Genomic DNA, 21,383 nt, shown 5'->3' on the forward strand with positions numbered 1-21,383 from the left:
TTAAATCATTGTATTTGCAATGACAAAAAAAGTTAAATATCATTCTTGTGTTAAATGAATTTATTACTTAGTTTAAATTACTATATTTGGAAGTTATAAAAATTAATGATGATATTTTCTTTACAAGGAATTGTTCAGGAGCTTACACCAACTTACACCGTAATCAATGTCAATGGCGTTGGGTACTATGTTGGTATCAGTCTGATGACTTCACAAACCCTGACTTTGAATCAGGAGACCATGCTTTTTATTCAGCAAATTATACGCGAAGACGCACATTTACTTTTCGGTTTTAAGACTCGTTTAGAAAAAGAAATGTTTAATCTCTTAATAAGTGTTAACGGTGTCGGTGCTGTATCAGCATTGATTTTACTGTCAACCTTAAGCCTTTCTGAGATTGCTACAGCTATACTTTCCAAAAATAGTGCCGTTATTCAGAAAGCGAAAGGTTTGGGGACAAAAACAGCGGAGAGAATCATCGTCGATTTGAAAGATAAAGTCCAGAAATTCGGCAGTGCAGAAGAAAATAATTCTGTTCTGGCAAATAATAAAAGTAAGGATGAGGCGTTATCTGCATTAGAAGTTTTAGGGATTTCTAAGAGGATGAGTGAGAAGATTGCTGATCGTATCATCAAGCAGCATCCGGAGATTTCTGTTGAAGAATTGGTAAAACAAATTTTAAAAAATATTTAACTTTTGGTGGAAAATAATAAGTTTCTCAAGATATATTCGTTACTGTCATTTTTATTCTTGTCAATAAATCTATTTGGGCAGGTAAATCCGGACGCATTTTCGATAAAAAGAGATTACAAAGTAAGTGATCCTACCTATTACGAAGGCTACTACGATATCAAAACCGGGATGTACTATGTATATCCTAAAATCGGAAATACCATTACGGGTCAGCCCACTGCAATGTCGCCGGAAGATTACAAAGAATTCATGGAGGCTCAGCAGGCAAGAGCTTATTATAAAGATAAATCTGAAAGATACAGTTTGCTTTTCAGAAAAGATACTTCCGAGGCTCAGAGAAAAGGTTTGATACCTTCTTTGACCATCAATAACAGGCTTTTTGAAGCCATTTTTGGAAGTAATAAAATTGAAATTATTCCTTCGGGATATGCCTCTTTTGATTTTGCAGGTTTGTATCAGAAAATCGATAACCCTTTAATTTTACCTCAAAACAGAACCAGTTTTACCTTCGATATCGACCAAAGAATTCAGTTGGGTTTAATAGGAAAAGTAGGTGAAAATCTTCAGCTAAAAGCCAACTACGATACACAAAGTGGTTTTGCTTTTGAGAACCGAATGAATTTGGTTTGGCAGGCAAAAGGAAGCTGGAAAGATCTTCAGACAAAAGGTTTGGGAGAAGTCAACAAACCAAGCGCCGGAGGTGAAGACAAAATCATCAAAAGAGTTGAATTTGGTAACGTAAATATGCCGCTTTCTACAAGCTTAATTCGTGGTTCAGAATCACTTTTCGGGGTGAAAACTGAATTTCAATTAGGAAAAACTTACGGAACGGTAGTGCTTTCACAACAACAAGGTGAGGCCAGAAATATTGTCGTACAGGGCGGTGGTGTGATGAATACTTTTAAAGTAAACGCTATTGATTACGAAGATAATCAGCATTATTTCATTGGACATTATTTCCTTAACAATTATGATAATGCGTTACTGAATTACCCGCAAATCAACTCAAGAATCAGCATCAGCAGAATGGAAGTCTGGGTTTTAGATCAAGGGAATTCCAATTTAGCCTATCAGAAAAGTATTGTCGGTGTACGAGATTTGGGAGACGGAGCTTCTGGCTTGCCAGATAACTCTCAAAATGGAATTTATTCTGCTGTTACCGGTTTAGGAGCAGGTTTGCGTGATGCTAATTCTGCGTACAATACAATCGCCGGACAGGTTCTTCCCAATTCAACAGGTGGAACGGAAGCTTACACAGATGGCGAACAATTTATATTTAACAGAAAAGCAAGAAGATTAACGAGTACAGAATTTACCTTTCATCCACAGTTAGGGTATATTTCATTAAATCAAAGGCTGAATGATAATCAGCTTTTGGCAGTTTCTTATTCTTACACCGTAAACGGAACCAACCAGGTTTATAAAGTCGGAGAATTCTCTGAGGAAAGTCCGGTTTTGGTAACTAAAGTTTTGAAACCGAATACCACTGTAAAAACAACATCACCAATGTGGAAATTGATGATGAAGAATATTTATGCTTTGGATGCGGGTCAGGTTGATCAGGATGGTTTCATTTTAAATATTTATTATAGAGATGCACAAACCGGAGGCAAGGTAAATTATCTCCCAAACACTTCTGTGCAGGATACCAATTTATTGAAATTATTAAACTGGGATCGACTGAATGTCAACGGCGATTTACAGAATAGTAACGGAGTTCTCGGTGACGGAGTTTTTGACTTTGTCAACGGAATCACCATCCGTCCGGAATTAGGAAAACTAATTTACACCAAGGTAGAACCTTTCGGAAGTTATATGGCCGGTCTCGTGGGGAATAATCCACAATATGTCTTTACAGATTTATACACCCAGCAAAAACAAGTAGCAACATCAAGTAACCTTGCTCAGCGATACACGATGGAAGGTCGTTACAAAGGTGCTCAGGGACAGGGTATTTCTTTAGGTGCAGTAAATGTACCTCAGGGTTCTGTAAAAGTTGCTGCAAACGGGGTACAATTGACAGAAGGTGTCGACTTTACCGTTGATTATATGCTTGGGACAGTAACCATCATCAATGAAAACGTAAAACAGTCTGGTCAGGCAATCAATATTTCATTAGAAAATCAGCTGACTTTCAATACTCAGAGAAAAAGATTTTTAGGGGTAAATTTAGAAAGAAGAGTCAGTGAGAACTTTATCTTCGGTGGAACGGTTGTTAATTATTCTGAATCTCCGCTTACCCAAAAAGTAAATTACGGTCAGGAAGCCGTTAATAATACGATGGCGGGCATCAACATGATGTACAACAATCAGCTTCCTTTCCTGACAAGATTAACAGATAAAATTCCTGGAATCAATACGGAAGCACCATCCAATTTGAATTTCAAAATGGAAGGAGCATATTTACTTCCAGGAATCAATAAAGGAACAAATGATCAGTCATACATTGACGATTTTGAACAAACGACTTCAAAAATTTCATTAAAAGAACCTGCAGCATGGAGTTTAGCTTCAAAACCTGAAAAAAATCAAAATTATCCGATTTTCAGTGGGGCAGGAGCTAATGATAATGTTACCAACGGTTACGGTAGAGGTTTGCTATCTTGGTATAATATTGACCCGAGATTCTGGGGAGTTGGAGGTAGAGCTCCGGCAGGAATTACGGCGCAGTCAGTTTCCAATCACGCTTCGAGAAGGGTGCAGTTCTCAGAAATCTTTAACAATAGGGATTTCGTAGCGGGTGAGCAGACATTTACCAATACTTTTGATATTTCATATTATCCTTCAGAAAAAGGTCCTTATAACGTTAATCCAAATTCGGAAACGGTTCAGCAAAGATGGGCAGGGATTATGAGACCGATTCAGGTTTCCAACTTTGTGAATTCAAACATCGAATATGTAGAATTCTGGATGATGGACCCTTATGCTGACGGAAATAACTTAGGTACAGATCCTAAACTTTTGCTTCATTTAGGAAACGTAAGTGAAGATATTTTGAAAGACGGATTGATGCAATACGAAAACGGATTGCCTACACCAGCTCAAACTTCGTCAATATCAAATTCAAATTGGGGAACACAGCCAAAGCAGCCGCCGATTTTATACGCTTTCTCTAGTGAAGGTGATGATCGTACGATTCAGGATGCCGGATATGATGGGTTAAATTCTAATCAGGAAGGTTTGAAATTCCCTACAAGTACGTTTGTGAATCCTGTACTTAATCTTTCTGACCCTGCAGTTGATGATTTTGTATTTTATATGTCTGAGAAGTTTACAGGAAGTCAGGCGGCTTCAATTGCTCAGCGATACAAATATTTCAGAGGTCCGGAAGGTAACTCGCAAAGCAACTCTTTAGAAGTGGCTTCGCAAACTCCGGACGCGGAAGATATCAACAGAGATTATAACTTAGATCAAAGTGAAAATTACAACGAATATGTCGTTAGTCTTGCTCAGGCAAATTTAACATTAGGTCAGAATAATATTGTAGATGTAAAAACAGTCAATGCCACTTTCCAGAATGGACAGACTGATGATGTGAAATGGTATTTATTCAGAATTCCTGTTTCTAAATATGCAGAAGCTGGAGTAGGAGGTGATAAAGATGCTTCAGTACTTAATAATGTAAGGTTCGCGAGATTATTGATGACAGGATTTGAACAAACTTCTACGTTAAGATTCGGAACTATAGATTTAGTAAGATCAGACTGGAGAAGATATCCTAAAAATATTGCAATAACAGGAACAAATCCTGCAACAGACGAAGGTTCTATTATTGACACAACTCTTAATAATTTTGAAGTAGGGAGTGTAAATATTGAAGAAAATGCATTAAACCAGCCACCTTACGTACTGCCTCCGGGAATTGACAGACAGGTATTGAGCGGAAATGCTGGTGCGCAAAGACAGAACGAAGCCTCTTTATATATGAAGGCTGATGATCTTGCTGCGAGTGAAGCTAAAGGTGTGTTTAAAAACACCACTTTGGATATGAGGAGATACAAAAAATTAAAACTTTTCGTACATGCACAAGATCCAAGTAACAGAGCTACAGGTATAGATAAAAGCACAAAGTTTTTTATACGTATTGGTAGTGATGCTACAGACAATTATTATGAATATGAAGCATCATTAAAAATTACACCAAAGACGGCGACGGCACCAATGGAAATATGGCCTTATGAAAATGAGGTTGATTTGGAAATTCAAGATTTTGTAGATGCAAAAATCAGAAGAGATAAAAATAATCCTAATGATGTTGCAAAAAGATTGTTAGATGCTACATATGGAGGGGGAAATACTTTCAAAAAAATATATATAAAAGGACGACCAAGTTTAGGCAATATTACAACCATAATGTTAGGGGTTAGAAATGGATATGAGAGAGGCGAGCCTAATGCTGCATCCATAGATAGAATTCTCTGGGTCAACGAAATTCGTCTATCAGAAATTGAAAATGACGGAGGTTATGCAGGAAATGCCAGCTTAAATTTCAACCTTGGAGATTTTGCGGTTGTCAACACAAGTGCATCATATACCTCAGTAGGTTTTGGAAACATAGATTCTAAGCCGGCAGAAAGAAATCAGTCTACACAATCGGCTTTCAGTATTAATACTCAGGTGAATGTAGATAAATTCTTGCCAGAGAAAACAGGTGTGAAAATTCCTGTGAACTATTCTTATTCTCAAACCATCGAAGATCCGAAATACAATCCTTTGGATACCGATGTAGAATTCAGCAAAGCTGCCAACAAAGAAGAGCTCAAAAAAGTTGCAAGAACATATACTCAACAGAGAAGCTTGGGTGTTGTGAATATGCATAAAGAACGAGTAAAAGAAAACAGCAAGCCGAAATTCTACGATGTAGAAAACCTTTCTCTTACTGCGGTCTATAACGACGATTATTACAGAGATATTTATACCAAAAAGAATTACAGACAGTATTTCAGAGGGTTCTTAGATTATAATTATACTTTCAAACCTTGGGTGATCAAGCCGTTCAATAAAATGATCAGCGACACCGCTAAGTCGACGAAGTATTTGAGATGGGTAAAAGAATTTAATTTTAATCCGATTCCTACAAGATTATCTTTCAGAACAGAATTAGACAGAAATTATAACGAGCTTGAATTTAGAAACATTGACGCTATTCTAAGTGGAAACTTGGGCGATGACTTTGCTGCAATCAAAAACAGAAACTTCTATTTCGGCTGGCAGTATGGTTTAGGATTTAATTTTACTAAATCTTTAAAACTGGAAATCAATTCTCGTACAAGAACGCTTAATGATAATGTAGATGTCAACACAATGGATAATTCTTCCATTTTTGGAAACATGTTCAGATCAGGAAGACCAGTGTTGTATAACCACAGGGTTCAGTTGAATTACAAATTGCCATTCCAGCTACTCCCGTACTTAGATTTCATTGACGCAGAATTGCAATATGGTTTCGAGTACAATTGGAATGCGAGATCGACGGCTTTATTGTCTAGCCCAGACGGAAGTTTAGGATCAATCGGTCAAAATACAAGTATTATTCAGGCAACGGCAACGGCGGATATTCCGAAGTTCTTTGGTCAGTTTAATTACTTCAAAAAAATGTCGACTACGCTTCAAAAACGTAAGCAGGAAATGGATTCATTGAATAATGCTTATACTCAGGCGTGGGATAAAAAGAGATATAAATTTAAAAGCTATAAGTTTAAAAACAAGTTATCGATTTTACAGAATGCGGCGTTTGTTTTAACTTCATTCAAGCAGTTAGATGTTAATTATTCTGAGAATAACGGTACCGTTCTACCAGGATTATTATCGGCGCCAAATGGATATGGTTACGGACAGACTCTTGGTGGTCCAACGATTGGTTTCCTTTTTGGATCTCAGGCAGACATCAGACGTACCGTTATTGAAAACGGATGGGTGAGTGATTCAGAACTAATGATTGATCCTTATGTGAAAATGTCGACACGGGAACTCCGGGCAAACTTACAGATGATGCCGGTCAATGATTTCAGGATCGATTTTAATGTATTGCAAACGTATAACAGAAACTTCTCACAAACCGGTTTCAACTTCCGCGACAGTGATGGTTTCTCTAATCCGAATTTGACCTTTGCAAGTGATATGGTGAGCTACTCAAACTCAGTCATTCTTACCAGCACTTCATTCTCAACAGGTCAGGCGGTGTACGAGTCAATAAGACAAAATGCGAGAGTGATTTCGCAACAATTGGGCGGTGTTGTAGGAAATGATGGTTTCACAGATGGACACAGCATTTCTAATGCTTATGTTTTAATCCCGGCATTCCGTGCTGCGGTGGAAGGTAAAAGTCCTGAACGAATTGGCAATGCCAAGAAAGCAGGAATGCCAATACCAAACTGGAGAATTGTCTATTCAGGTTTAAAAAACATACCAATAATCAGCGGGCAGTTTACGAAGTTTGATATTTTACACAGCTATAATGCAACATATACTGCAACAGGAATACAGTCTAGTATTGATTATTTCAACAGCAAAAATGATGTAAGCAGTTCTCAAAGAGATGTGAATGATGATTATATCAATCCTTATACATTCTCTCAGATTGGCTATGTGGAAGCATTTGCACCGCTTATCGGAATTGATGTTACGATGAGAAACAATATGCAGTTCGGGTTGCAGTATAACAGAATGAGAACTTTATTGTTAGGATTGGTAAACCATACCTTAACCGAAGATTCAAATACAGAATATGTTGTAAGATTAGGGTATATCGTCAGAAACTTCAGATTAGGAAACATGGGTAACACAAGAGGAGGAAGAGGTAAAGGCAGTGACCTTAACATCAGAGGCGATATCTCGCTTAGAGACAGCCGCACAAGCATCATGAATATCTTGTTAGATGATTCTCAAGTGACAGGTGGACAGAAGTTAATGAACATTAAATTATCTGCTGATTACAACGTTTCTGAGAACTTAAACTTAAGGTTATTCTATGAGCAGATGACCTCAAAATATAAGATATCAACGGCGTTTCCGTTGTCAACCATCAGAGCTGGTATTTCAGCAACATTTACATTTGGTGATTCCGGAGGATTCTAATAATGGTTTAACAAAAAAATCCCTTTCTAAAAACATTAGAAAGGGATTTTTTTTGATTTTTAATTTAAATAAATGATAAGTTTCTTTGATTATACTCGATAATGATTTTAAATGTGGGAAAAGTATTTTCAAATTTAAATAAGATTAAGAATAGTAAGCGTTAACTATTTAATGATAAATTTCTTGCTTCCTACCAAAGAATTTTTATCAGTATAAACGCTCAGGAAATATTCTCCGGAAGATAGCCCCTGAAGATTGATGCTCTTTTTATCAGTCGTTAAAACAATCTGACCTAAAACATTGATGATTTTAAAAGTATATTTCTCATCATTCATGATCCATACATTGATTTCTTCTTTCGCAGGATTCGGGTAAATAGTAAAGTCTTTTACTCCTTTATTGTTAATTTCAAAAGTGCCCAAATTTGAAGTCGGCATAAACTGTGAGACTACACAAGCGAAACGCGCAAAACCAAATGCTTCATTCGAAGGATTAGGATTTCCAATTGCAATTCCGGTAGGTTCAGAATTGTAATTTACGACTGGGTTGGCCCATCGGTTTGCTTTAGGACAATTGATTCCAACATTAGAACATTGGTTATTATATGCCATCATGGTACGCCATCTTTGAGAAGACGTACTGGATGTTCCCAAGTTTACTGCGGTTTGATTGACATATCCGTGCTGATTACTGCATGGTGTTGTACTTGTATCTACATACCAATCATGTCTTAGTCCCATATTATGTCCCATTTCGTGGGATAAGGTATAGTTAGATACCGCACAATTTAATAGTGAGACAGAAAATGCGGCTGTGTTTGAATAATTTGTGGGATTTGTGTTAAGATATCCCAAACCGCATATACTGGTAGGGGTAGAAGTGATGAGTCCGCAAAGATCTGCTCCATAGGTTGTTCTCAAAGTATGAACACTATCCATAAATCCATCATTATTATCTCTGAATCTTGGTAAATCAACATAAATATCTCCAGATTCAGTGTATGGAATTTCACCCGAATACACCAAATTAATAGTAATATTTGGAATCCCAGAATTGATAAGTGATGTGTTAAAGTTTGTAATAGCGGTTGCCACAAAAGAATTGCTCTGTGCAACGCCTCCCCAGGCAATTCTTGCTGCTGGCGTGAAAACAACTAAAACATCAATTGTTGTTGCCGGGCAGGTGGGGGTAGATTCTAAACAGATATTTGCATTTACTTTTTGATTAATCGCAGATTCATTGAGAATGAAGTCATTTTTAGAATCCCTATTGATAAGTTCTGATTCGCTTACCAAAGAAACGGCGAATATATTTTGACCAGTTTGGTGGAAAATAATTTTTTCCCCATGGCTCGAAGCATACATTCCTGTTAAGATATGATCATATTTTGATAATACCAATTCGCTTTGTGGTTCATTTTCAATAGAATAAGTATATGAAGTGCTTCTGTTGCTGTAATTAAATGTTTTTGAAAGCTTGGCTTTGATTATTTTATCATTCGGTAATTTAATCTCCAAATCTGACGTAAGATCAAAAGATGACTGCGAATAGTATTTTGTTGAAATATACGTGGAAGTAAGATTGTTACTCACTTTTTGTTCCTCACTCAGATTACTTTCGTTGATTTGATTTTGAAAAATTTTGGTCTGAGCAAAAAGAATTGTAGCGCAACATAGCAATAGACATGTACTTAAGTTTTTCATATTTGGCTTTATTATTGTTTTTGGATAACAAATATATATAAAAACCAATGAAATTTTAAGATTTATTTAACGTTAAAATAGTCTTTCGTGAAAATCCTCAACCTTACTCACTTCCTCGATCTTAATCCCAAATTTTCTCTTCGGAATTTTATTTAAATTTGAAACAAAAATTTTCTCATAACCCAGTTTTTCAGCTTCTGTAATTCTTTGTTCGACCTGCGCCACCGGACGAATTTCTCCGCTCAAACCAATCTCTCCTGCAAAACAGAAATGTTCAGAAATGGCAATGTCTTCATTGGATGAAAGAATTGATGCAACAACTGCTAAATCTAAAGCAGGATCGTCGGTTTTTATACCCCCTGTAATATTTAAAAAAACATCTTTTGCTCCTAATTGAAAACCTGCTCGTTTTTCTAAAACTGCCAAAAGCATGTTCAGTCTTTTAGAATCAAAACCCGTACAGCTTCTCTGCGGAGTTCCATAAACGGCTGTGCTCACTAAAGCCTGAATTTCCAAAAGCATAGGACGATTTCCTTCTAAAGTTACGGCAACAGAATTTCCTGAAAGCTCCTCAAACTTTTTAGTAATTAAAATTTCTGAAGGATTTTTTATTTCCTTTAAACCTTGAGAAACCATTTCGTAAATTCCTATTTCTGCAGTCGATCCAAAACGGTTTTTATTAGCTCTCAATAATCTGAAAAGATGGTTTCTGTCGCCATCAAAATTTAAAACAACATCTACCATATGTTCCAAAACTTTTGGGCCTGCAATTTGTCCGTCTTTTGTGATGTGACCGACTAAAAATACTGGAACATTGTTTTCTTTAGCATATTTAATAATCTCATTAGAACATTCGCGGATTTGAGAAACGGTTCCTGGCGAACTTTCAATCAGTTGAGACTGTAAAGTCTGAATAGAATCAATGATTACAAAATCGGGTTCCAGCTTTTTAGCTTCGTGAAGTATTTTTTCTAATGAAGTTTCTGTATAAAGAAAGCAGTTGGGATTTTTTACATCTGCCAAACGATCGGCTCTCATTTTAATCTGAGAAGCACTTTCTTCACCGGAAACATAGAAAACTTTCTTTTTCATTTTCAAGGCAAGCTGAAGAAGAAGTGTAGATTTTCCGATTCCGGGTTCACCGCCAATCAATGTGACAGAGCCTAAAACAATTCCGCCTCCTAAAACTCTGTTAAGTTCATCTGATGGGGTTTTTATTCTTGGTTCTTCTACCGCTTCAACTTCGATAATGTTGATGACGTTTTGTTTTGATTTTGAAAAAGGAGGGGTTTTAGAAGATGTTTTTTCTACTATTTCTTCTACCAAAGTATTCCATTCAAGACAATTTTTACATTGCCCTGTCCATTGTGGATATTGCGAACCACAGTTTTGACAGAAATAAGCTGTTTTGAGTTTTGCCATGCTGTAAAATTATGAAAAATCCAGCTTAAATTTTTTCGTAAAAATTGTTAATCTTATCATACATCAATGAATTTTTTGAATTTTCTGGTGTACATTTGCTTTATAAATTTTAAAAATGAAAAAAATACTTTTAAGCTTTGTGTTTGTATTGGTAAGCATGTTCACATTTGCACAGACTACTTGGAGAGTAGATCACATGCATTCATCTGTTAATTTCAACATCAAGCACATGGGGATTAGCATCGTGCAGGGTCGATTTGATAAATTTGACGGAACAGTATCAGCTGAAAGTACAAGTCTAGATAAAGCTGAATTTAATTTTTCAGTATCTGTAGAATCTATTAATACAGGCGTTGAGCCGAGAGATAAGCATTTGAAAAGTGCTGATTTTTTCGATACAGAAAAATTCCCTGAAATGAAATTTGTAGGTGTAGCAGTTTCAAAAGGAAAAGATAACACTTATACAGTTAAAGGTAAATTAACCATAAAAGATGTAACAAAAGAAGTAAGCATTCCGGTAATATTTGGTGGTATTGCAAAAAACCAACAAGGAAAAGAGGTACTGGGTCTTCAAACAAAATTTACTGTTAACCGTTTAGATTACAATATTAAATATGACCCAACAGGAGCTGGTGTTGCTAAAGATGTCGAGGTTAGTTTGTTTTTTGAGCTGGCAAAACAATAATAATTTTCATATATATAATTTGGTTTAGGTGGAGGTTTCTCAAAGTTTTTTGGGAAACCTTTTTTGTTTTTAATTTCCAGTTTTCAAATAAATTTAGTTGAATTTCAGAATTTAAAAGTGCAACAAAATTGCTTTGCATTTCTTTTTGCCCTAACTTTGCACAAACCTAATCTAATGAGTAAAAAGAATACAAAGTACATCTTTGTGACAGGAGGTGTAACTTCATCTTTGGGAAAGGGAATCGTTTCTGCTTCTCTGGGACTTCTGCTAAAATCACGCGGCTTTAATGTAACTATTCAGAAATTGGATCCTTATATTAATATCGACCCAGGAACATTAAACCCTTATGAACACGGAGAATGCTATGTAACCGAAGATGGTGCGGAGACAGATCTGGATTTAGGACACTACGAGCGTTATCTTGACTCGCCGACTTCTCAAAACAACAACGTTACCACAGGAAAAATCTACCAAACTGTAATCGAAAAAGAAAGAAAAGGGGACTTCCTTGGAAAAACAGTGCAGGTAATTCCTCATATTACGAATGAAATCAAACGTAGAATTAAAATTTTATCTAAACAGAACTACGATATCATTATTACAGAAATCGGCGGAACTGTAGGGGATATTGAGTCTTTACCTTACATCGAAACTGTACGTCAGTTGAAGTGGGAATTGGGAGAGAAAAATTCTATGGTGATTCACCTGACTTTATTGCCTTATCTGGCTTCAAGTGGAGAATTAAAAACAAAACCTTCTCAGCATTCTGTTCGCCAGTTGATGGAAAGCGGAATTATGGCAGACGTTTTAGTTTGTAGAACAGAACACAAAATTCCGAAAGATCAGAGAGCAAAACTGGCTCAATTCTGTAACGTTTCTTTGGATAATGTAATCGAATGTAAAGATTTGGAAACTATTTACGAAGTTCCGATGTATCTTCAAAAACAAAACTTTGATGATGTAGTTCTGAAAGGATTAGATTTAAAAAGCGATAAAGAAGCAGATCTTAAAGACTGGAAAACTTTCGTGAAGAAATTCCAAAATCCTAAAAGAACCGTTGAAATCGCTTTGGTTGGAAAATATATTTCACTTCAGGATTCTTATATTTCAATTGCTGAAGCATTCAAACATGCCGGGGCAGATATTGAAACGGAAGTGAAAATCAGATGGGTTTACAGTGGTGATTTAACCAAAGAAAATATCAAGGAAACTTTAGATGGAGTATGTGGTATCTTGATTGCTCCAGGTTTTGGCGACAGAGGTATTGAAGGTAAAATTCTTACGGCTCAGTATGCAAGAGAGAATAAAGTTCCGATGTTGGGAATTTGTTTGGGAATGCAGATTATGACCGTTGAATTTGCCAGAAATGTTTTAGGTTACACAAAAGCCAACTCAATGGAATTTGATACTTCTACAGAACATCCTGTGATTTCTTTGATGGAAGAACAGAAAAATGTAGTGGATAAAGGAGGTACAATGCGTCTTGGAGCTTGGAAATGTTCTTTGAAAAACGGTTCGAAATTACATGAAATTTATGGAAGCAAACATATTTCTGAAAGACACCGTCACCGTTATGAATTCAATAGCGAATACATTGCAGAGTTTGAGAAAAACGGTTTAATGGCAACAGGTACAAACCCGGAGACAGGTTTGGTAGAAGCATTAGAAATGCAGGATCATCCTTTCTATGTAGGTGTCCAGTATCACCCGGAATACAAAAGCACGGTAGCAACACCGCATCCTTTGTTCAGAGCTTTCATCAAGGCTTGTGAAAAAGAGATAAAGTAATTGTTTAATTATAAACGTTATATAATAAACTCAGGTTGATTTTTGTCAGTCTGAGTTTATTATATAGTAACATATTATAGTATAGAGTTTTGATAAAAAAACAGTATTTTTGTCGACTCAAAAAGTATGGCATTGCTGTGCTTATTAAATTTTAAAAATTTTAATTAAAATAAAATGCAACAGAACAACGGACTCGATAAAAGTCAGATTATTAGTTTTGCGGTTTTATGTTTGGTCCTTTTCGGATTCATGTTTTATTTCCAAAGAAATGATCAGGAAGCAGAAAAGCTGAAAGCTGAGCAACAGAAAACAGAACAGGCAAAAAATCCCGTAAAGCAAACTCCGGCAGCAGATATCAATCCTAATGTAACTCCGAATGCAATTCAGGTTTCAAATTTGGAAAACAAGCAATTAAAACTTGAGTTTTCAAGTTTAGGAGGTCAGGTTTCAAAAGTTGAGCTTTTAGAATATAAAGCGTATGACCAAAAAACCGATAAGGCAGACCTTCCACTTAATCTGATTACTAAAAACAACTCGAGCTATGGTTTTCAGTTTAAAGATAAATCCGGGAAAACGGTCAATACAAAAGATTTGGTTTTCTCACCAACAGTTGCAGGAAATGCTGTAACGTTGACTGCTAATTATAACGGAGCTGTGATTCAGTTTGTTTATACTTTATTAGATAAATATACGGTAGATTTTAAAGTAAGAACACAAGGTCTTGCTAAAGTAACTTCAGCTACGAAAGCAGATTTCCTTTGGAATTACAGTGTGAGAAATCTCGAAAAAGGTAGAGCACAGGAGCAGACTCACTCAGAATTCTCTTATGTTTTTGATAATTATAAGAAGTATGAGTACGACGGTAGAACCACGATGGACGAGCCGGAGGAAACGATAAACTGGATTGGTGTAAAGCAACAGTTTTTCGCATCTGTAATCGAAGCGAAAAACGGATTTACAAAAAGCAAGGGTAACCAGGAGTCTATCGAAGAAGGTGAGTATCTGAAAAAACTAGACTACGAAGGTGAGGTTCAGATGTCAGGAAGTGAACTGAATCAGGATTTTACCTGGTATTTTATGCCATTGGACTTAAAACTTTTAAGTTCTTATGAAAACAAAAATTTTGACGAAATCTTACCATTAGGTTGGTCATTCATAGGAGCGATGAACCGTTATTTCTTCATGTGGCTATACGGAATTATTGCAAGCTGGGGGATATCCGCAGGTTGGGTGATTTTCTTAATGACGATTATCGTGAAATTGATCTTGTCTCCAATTATGTACAAGCAACATAAATTGAGTGCGATGATGAAAGTGATTCGTCCGGAAATTGACGAAGCCAATGCAAAATTCAAGGATGCAGATCCGATGAAGAAACAACAGGCTACAATGGAAATCTACAGAAAAGCAGGAGTTAATCAAATGGCAGGATGTCTTCCGGCATTGGTGCAGATTCCTATTTTCTATGCATTATTCCGATTCTTCCCGAACTTTATAGACTTGAGAGGACAAGGTTTTTGGTTTGCAAAAGATCTTACGGCTTATGATGATTTAATTAAATTGCCATTCAGCGTGCCGTTTTTAGGAGAACATTTAAGTGTATTTGCAATTGCTTGTACGATTGTTATCTTAATCTATACCGTAATGACTTCTGGAAATATGCAGCAACCACAACAAGAAGGAATGCCGAATATGAAAGTGATTATGTATATTTTTCCGATCACATTCTTATTCTTCCTGAATACTTCAGCATCTGGTTTATCTTGGTATTATTTTGTGTCGAATGCGATTAATATCTTGATTATCCTAGTTATAAAGTATGTAATTTTGGATGAAAAGAAAATTCATGCACAGATTCAAGCCAACAAAGAAAAGCCAAAAGCAGAAGGCAAGTTCCAGAAACGAATGAGGGAAATGATGGAGAAGGCTCAGGAGCAGCAAAAAACTCAAGGTCAACAAGGAAATAAAAAGAAATAACTTAGTATCACAGAAAAGAGAAGCAATTTATTGCTTCTCTTTTTTTGTGATTGGTTAAAATCATTAGTATTATTTTAAATAATTACTTACACAAAAAGTTCAATTTTACCATGAAATATTGATTGATTGTAGGTTGTTTTTCCATCAACTGTGAAATTGTTTCTAACTTTAAATGTAAATTATGATTTTGGCGTATTTTTATGTTAAATTATCAGCATTTTTATAGTTTATAATTAATTAAACTCATAGAGCAGTTTACTTCTTTTGGATTTTTTTTATTTATATATGTGTTTGTTTTAATGTTTTTTATTGATTTGATAAAAAATAACGATAAATATTCTTAATAATTGCGAAAAATTAAATTGTTAAAAAATATTATTTTTTTTGAAATTTTAATCGTTTCTTAAGAAAAAGTTTCACAACTTTGCGAACACAAAATTAATGTATAAATGAATAAATTAACTGCAAGTATTTTAGCTTTGGTTCTTACATCCTCCTTTGCGATTGTAAATGCTCAAGAAACACAAGGCGACACTCTGAGAACTCAGGATATTCGTGAGGTAGTGGTAACAGGAGCATTAGGTCTTAAAAAAAGACAGGATGCTGTAACATCTACTAATCAAGTAGTAAATAATGCTGAAATTACTCAAGCTAACAACCCTAATGCAGTTCAAGCATTAACGGGTAAGGTTTCTGGTTTACAGATTAATACAACCAATAATTCTGTTAATTCGTCTGTCAGAGTTGTTTTAAGAGGACCAAGGTCAATTTCAGGAGATAATCAAGCATTAGTTGTTATTGATGGAGTTATATCTTCATTAGATATTTTGCAAAATATCCCACCAGAAATTATTGATAATATGAATATTATCAAAGGTATGCAAGGGGCAGCCTTATATGGGGAGAGAGGTAGTAATGGTGTGATAGTGGTAACAACAAAGAGAGGAACAAAAAATGAAAAACTACAGTTTAATCTAACAAGTTCAATTGATTTTTCAAATGTTTTTAAACTTCCTCTTACTCAGAAATTATATGGACAAGGATATCCTGGTGATACATTTGATACTACTGATTATGGAGGCGCAAACTGGACTCCGTATGAAAATACAAACTGGGGACCAGCATATTCATCATCTTTAGGTGGTCAATCACTTTTAGTAGGGATGCCGCAGGCTGATAATTCTTGGTTACGAGAAACTTTCAGTCATAAAAAAGATGGAATATCAAATTTCTTTAAAACTGGTGTTTTAATTCAAAATGGATTATCAGTAACAGCGGGAGGTTCAGATTCTTACGTCTTCTTGGCTGTGAATAGAGCCGAAAATGATTTCGTAGTTGATAGAGATAATTTAAAAAGAAATAATTTTATTTTAAAAGCTGGAAAGCAGTTAGGTAAATTTAGAATTGACGGAAACGTAAATTATTTAGATAGAAAAACATCAACTACCAACTCTAATCTTTACGGTCAGTTGCTTCAAACTCCTACAAATGTTGATGTAAGACAGTTTAGAAATTCTCTTCCGGATGCTAGTTATAGTATATATACTGTTAATCCTTATTGGACAATTGATAACGATAGAGCAGATACTAAGCAGCGAACATTTACAGGGTTGGTTAATATGGAATATAAGTTAAATGATCATATCTCATTTACTTATGCAGGAACTGCGGTTTCTGGTTCAGCAGTTCAAGAAAGCCATGTAAATGCTTTTGCTTTTGATAGAGTATATGACGGAACAGATACTCCTATTGATGGTACATCACCCGTAGAGTATGGTCTTGATCCAATTGTTTCAAATTATTATAAAAGTGTTGTATCGAGTTTTAGATATTACGGCGACTTGATGGCTAATTTTGATTATAATCTAACTGATGACCTAAATTTAAAATTTAACATAGGTCATAATATACAAGATGCATCTAGCTCTACAACACAAGTAGGTGGTGAAAATCTTAAGATACCCGGATGGTATCACATCAATAATGTATTGCAACCAGATTTATTTTCTAAACTTGATAATACTAACACAAGACAGAGATCTTTTGCATGGTTTGCTAATCTAGATTTAGGTTATAAAGATTTCTTATATTTTAACTCAACGTTCAGATATGAGAAAAGTTCTCTTACAAGTGTTAATCCTGTAACTCCACAAGGGGTTCAGTTACCATTTAGTAACAAAGGTTATCCATATTATTCTTTCGGAGCTTCATTTATTCCTACAAAGGCGTTTGAAAGTATTAAAGGAAATATCTTAAATTATGCAAAAGTAAGCTTAAATTATAGTAGAGTAGGAAATAGCTCAACTATTGGTTTATACGGATTGGACAGAGTTGGTGCTTTTCCGACAGGATACCCTTTTGGATCACTTTCCTCTTATTTACCTACAACAACAATCTTTGCTCAGGATATTGAGCCTGAATTCTACTTGTCAAAAGAGGCTTCATTACAGTTAGGATTCTTCAAAGACAGAATTACTTTCGATGGGTCAATATTTAGAAATGATAATAAAAACTTTATTACTACAATTTCTACTTCTTCAGCTTCAGGTATTACCAATTTCCAAGATAATATTGGAAATAGCAGAAATAAAGGATATGAAATAGATTTAGGTCTTACACCTATCAAAACAAAAGATTTTGAATGGAAAATAAGAGGGTCTTATTCAACATATGATACAGAAATTTTATCATTATCAGATGGTGCTGATGAAGTAGCTTTATTTAATTCTACTACTACGAATGTGGGTATATTTGCTGTCAAAGGTGAAAACTTTCCGGTTATTAAAGGAACAAAATATCAAAGAGATCCAAATGGAAATATTATTGTAAATGCAAACGGTAATCCTTTATCAACATCAAATTTTGAAGTGTTAGGACAAGTAAATCCGGATTATATTTTAGGATTTAGTACTTCATTCAAGTTCAGAGGAATTACTTTGAGTGCGACAGCAGATTACAGAACAGGAAATAGCTTTGTATCGTTAGCAAAAGTAAGTTTAGGATCTACAGGAGCATCAGAAAAAACCGCTGAGTTTGACAGATCTAAAGGTTATGTAGTTCCTAATTCAGTTCAGTTCGTGAATGGGCAATATGTTGCCAATACTACACCGGTAGGAAATGATGATAGCTATTTCGGGGTAATGAATTACTTTACGACCGCTGCTTATTCTTCTATAGGTGAGGAATTTGTAGTAGATGGTACTGCTTTAAAAGTGAGAGAAATTGCTTTAAGCTATGATTTACCAAAATCTATTCTTAAAAGCACATTTGTAAACTCTATGTCGGTAGGTGTGTATGCAAGAAACCCATTCTTTATCTATGCAAAGGATAATAGAAATTTCAATGATCCTGAAACGGCTAATACTGTAGGCAATGCTGGTGGTGTTGCGGTTACTGGGCAGTATCCAAGTATGAGGACTTTCGGGTTTAACCTTAATGTAACTTTTTAATTAAACAAAATGAAAAATAATAAATTTTTAGTAACAATTCTAGCTGCCGTTTTAAGTTTCAGTGCAACATCTTGTACTAATGAATTTTTAGATGTAAACGATAATCCAAATGCGGTACAAGCAGAGAATATCACACCAGATCTTATACTACCTGGTGCTATTAGCCAGGCCTACAGAACGCAGGCGGGAACTATGATGCAATTTGGAAATCTTATGATGAACAGCTGGGCAGGAAATTCATATACAATTGCTGGTCCATACTCTAGAGAATTTAGTTTATCTAGTGTTGATAATACTTTCTATAGAGGAATTTGGGAAGGATTATACCCAAGAATTGCCAATTTTGACCAAATGGAAAAATTTTCCAATGTAAATCACAAGCAAGATTACTATATTGCTATTGCCAAAATCATGAAGGCATATTATATGCAGTATATTGTAGATTTGTATGGAGATGTACCTTACAGCGAAGCATTTATGGGGCAGCAGAATACAACTCCCAAATATGACAATGACGCAGATATTTATAAAAGTCTAATCACTAAATTGGAAGAAGCCAATGCATTGATTGCTGCTGCTGATGAGCATGCTGAAAAGCCAGTTTCTGATATTGTATTTCATGGTGACATGGATAAGTGGAAAGCGCTTTCTAATACCATTAAACTTAAAATGTTAATTAGAATGTCTAAAGTCACAGGTGAGTTGGCGACTTACAGAAATGCAAAGCTTCAAACTTTAGCTGGTCAAACATTTATAAATGAAGAAGTAGTTGTTAATCCAGGTTATACTGCATCTAGTGATGACCAAATGAATCCATATATTTTAAATTGGGCTCGAAATGCAGCTAATCAACAAGCCTCTAACTATGCTGTAGTTGTTGTTTCTGAGCACATGGCTAATGCACTTGAAAGGAATAGAATTTTAAATGATGCTAATTATTCTAAATTTAATAATATTACAGATCCAAGAAAATCAAGGTTGTTTACTAATGTAGCTTCTGTTGATTCAGATGGTGTTGCGTTCACAGGTTTAAAAGGGGTGAGGCAAGGTAATGTCCCGGGTCAGCCAGGAGTACCTGTAAATAATGTGAATACTTCGAAACTAGGAATTGGTAATTTTGCAGGTGGAGCTTCTATTGGTACTTGGGCTGATGTGATTACTGAAAATAATGATAGAGGTGGTGTTCTCTTTTCTGCAGCTGAAAGTAATTTGTTACAGGCTGAAGCTGCTCTTAGATGGCCGACAATTTTCACCTTTGATCCTGCAGAGAATTTTAATAATGCTATAACTGCAAATGGTGATTGGTTGGGTGTACCTACGGCTGCTACTACAAATTATCTTTCTCAAATTGCCACAAGACCAGGTTTAGGTTGGACTGGAACTGATACTCAAAAAATAGAGGCAATCATGACTCAAAAATGGATTGCATTGACAAATATTAACCCTACTGAAATGTTTATTGAATATAACAGAACAGGTTATCCGTTTACTCCAATGGCTACAACAGCTCAATTTCCTAATAAACCGTACAGATTAGTATATCCAAACTCTGAATATGCTGCAAATTCTGCTAACGTACCAAATATTTCGAGCGCACAGGTATTTGTTAAAAACCAATACACTCCGTTCTGGAATCAAAATTAATTCAATAAACTAGTTTTATTAAAATAAGGCTGCCCTTAGGTAGTCTTATTTTTTTATAATTATAAAAAAAATTATAGTAAAATTCTGATTTTTTTTTCAAGGTGTTTTTTAGAAAATTTCCTGTTAAGAAGGATATTTATAAAAAATGATAATGGTAAAAATTCCTAGCGTACTATAACAAAAAAGAGAAGCTATTTATTGCTTCTCTTTTTAATTTGGAATCATTTTAAATTTGAAATGTTAATGTTTTTTAACTCATAATTCACAAGGCATTTTTAATCAGTCATATTTTAATCTGAAAGATTCCCGGTGATATTTCGTTACACCATGCTTTATCAGGGCTTCCTGATGCTTTTTTGTGGCATAGCCAAAGTTGGTATTCCATCCATACTCTGGGTGCTCTTCGTGGAGCTCAATCATCAATTTATCTCTATAATTTTTTGCTAAAATAGAAGCCGCTGCAATTGATAAAACCTTTGAATCACCTTTAATAATACATTGATGCGGAATGAAGTTGTAAGGGTGGAATTTATTTCCATCTACCAAAATCAACTCTGGACGTATTGCCAATTGATCTAAAGCACGATGCATTGCATGGATGCTGGCATTCAGTATATTATGTTCATCAATAAACGCTGGAGGCAGTTCTGCAATTGCATAACTTTTAACATTATTTTTGATATAACTGTCAAGTTCCATTCTGGTTTTAAAATTTAATTTTTTTGAATCGTTTACTAAGTTTTGTTCAAATTTTTCATCCAAAATTACCGCCGCTGCAACCACTGGTCCGCTTAGGCAACCCCTTCCAACCTCATCACATCCTGCCTCAATGTAAAAATTTGACCATTTTTTTAATAATTCCATAAAATTTTAACATTTATATATTTAAAAATAGGAATAAATATGATTTGTTATTCTATTCATAATAATTTTTTCTCTTTTTAA

At 35.2% G+C, this 21,383-nt stretch carries 10 protein-coding genes; 7 read left to right on the forward strand and 3 right to left on the reverse strand.

The genetic code is table 11. From position 1 onward, the window contains the following. The first annotated feature begins 108 nt into the window (after positions 1–108). Both ruvA and sov read left to right on the forward strand, forming a co-directional pair. Entirely contained in the window at positions 109–693 is a 585-nt protein-coding gene (gene ruvA / locus MQX03_RS10960; RefSeq protein ID WP_242803212.1) for a Holliday junction branch migration protein RuvA, read from the forward strand. A gap of 6 nt (positions 694–699) precedes the next feature. Beyond that, the gene (gene sov, locus MQX03_RS10965) at positions 700–7,770 is read left to right on the forward strand and encodes a T9SS outer membrane translocon Sov/SprA (RefSeq protein ID WP_449508582.1); all 7,071 of its coding nucleotides are present in this window, start codon (positions 700–702) and stop codon (positions 7,768–7,770) included. Positions 7,771–7,934: 164 nt separating this feature from the next. On the opposite strand, the gene MQX03_RS10970 is transcribed toward sov, so the two are convergent. Next, positions 7,935–9,473: a zinc-dependent metalloprotease gene (locus MQX03_RS10970; protein ID WP_242803172.1), complete on the reverse strand. Its 1,539-nt coding sequence runs from the start codon at positions 9,471–9,473 to the stop codon at positions 7,935–7,937. 72 nt (positions 9,474–9,545) lie between these two features. Beyond that, a complete protein-coding gene (gene radA / locus MQX03_RS10975) occupies positions 9,546–10,895 on the reverse strand; it encodes a DNA repair protein RadA (protein WP_242803174.1) in 1,350 nt (449 codons plus the stop codon). Positions 10,896–11,010: 115 nt separating this feature from the next. On the opposite strand from radA, the gene MQX03_RS10980 reads away from it, so the two are divergent. The 5 genes from MQX03_RS10980 (at position 11,011) to MQX03_RS11000 (ending at position 20,438) form a co-directional block, all read left to right on the forward strand. Beyond that, entirely contained in the window at positions 11,011–11,580 is a 570-nt protein-coding gene (locus tag MQX03_RS10980) for a YceI family protein (protein WP_242803176.1), read from the forward strand. 174 nt (positions 11,581–11,754) lie between these two features. Further along, the gene (locus MQX03_RS10985) at positions 11,755–13,368 is read left to right on the forward strand and encodes a CTP synthase (protein ID WP_242803177.1); all 1,614 of its coding nucleotides are present in this window, start codon (positions 11,755–11,757) and stop codon (positions 13,366–13,368) included. Between the two features lie 174 nt (positions 13,369–13,542). Continuing rightward, a complete protein-coding gene (gene yidC / locus MQX03_RS10990) occupies positions 13,543–15,345 on the forward strand; it encodes a membrane protein insertase YidC (protein WP_242803179.1) in 1,803 nt (600 codons plus the stop codon). A gap of 449 nt (positions 15,346–15,794) precedes the next feature. Further along, positions 15,795–18,794, forward strand: coding sequence for a SusC/RagA family TonB-linked outer membrane protein (locus MQX03_RS10995; protein ID WP_242803181.1), 3,000 nt, complete (start codon positions 15,795–15,797; stop codon positions 18,792–18,794). Between the two features lie 9 nt (positions 18,795–18,803). Next, positions 18,804–20,438 carry a SusD/RagB family nutrient-binding outer membrane lipoprotein gene (locus MQX03_RS11000; protein WP_242803183.1) on the forward strand — a complete coding sequence of 545 codons (1,635 nt, stop codon included), beginning with the start codon at positions 18,804–18,806 and terminating at the stop codon, positions 20,436–20,438. A 279-nt stretch (positions 20,439–20,717) separates the two neighbouring features. Here the strand turns inward: MQX03_RS11000 and MQX03_RS11005 are convergent, their stop codons facing one another. Further along, complete coding sequence (locus tag MQX03_RS11005; protein WP_242803185.1) at positions 20,718–21,302, reverse strand: ribonuclease HII; 585 nt, start codon at positions 21,300–21,302, stop codon at positions 20,718–20,720. Positions 21,303–21,383 lie beyond the last annotated feature (81 nt).

This window comes from Chryseobacterium aahli (genome assembly GCF_022699665.1).
Lineage (GTDB): Bacteria > Bacteroidota > Bacteroidia > Flavobacteriales > Weeksellaceae > Chryseobacterium > Chryseobacterium aahli.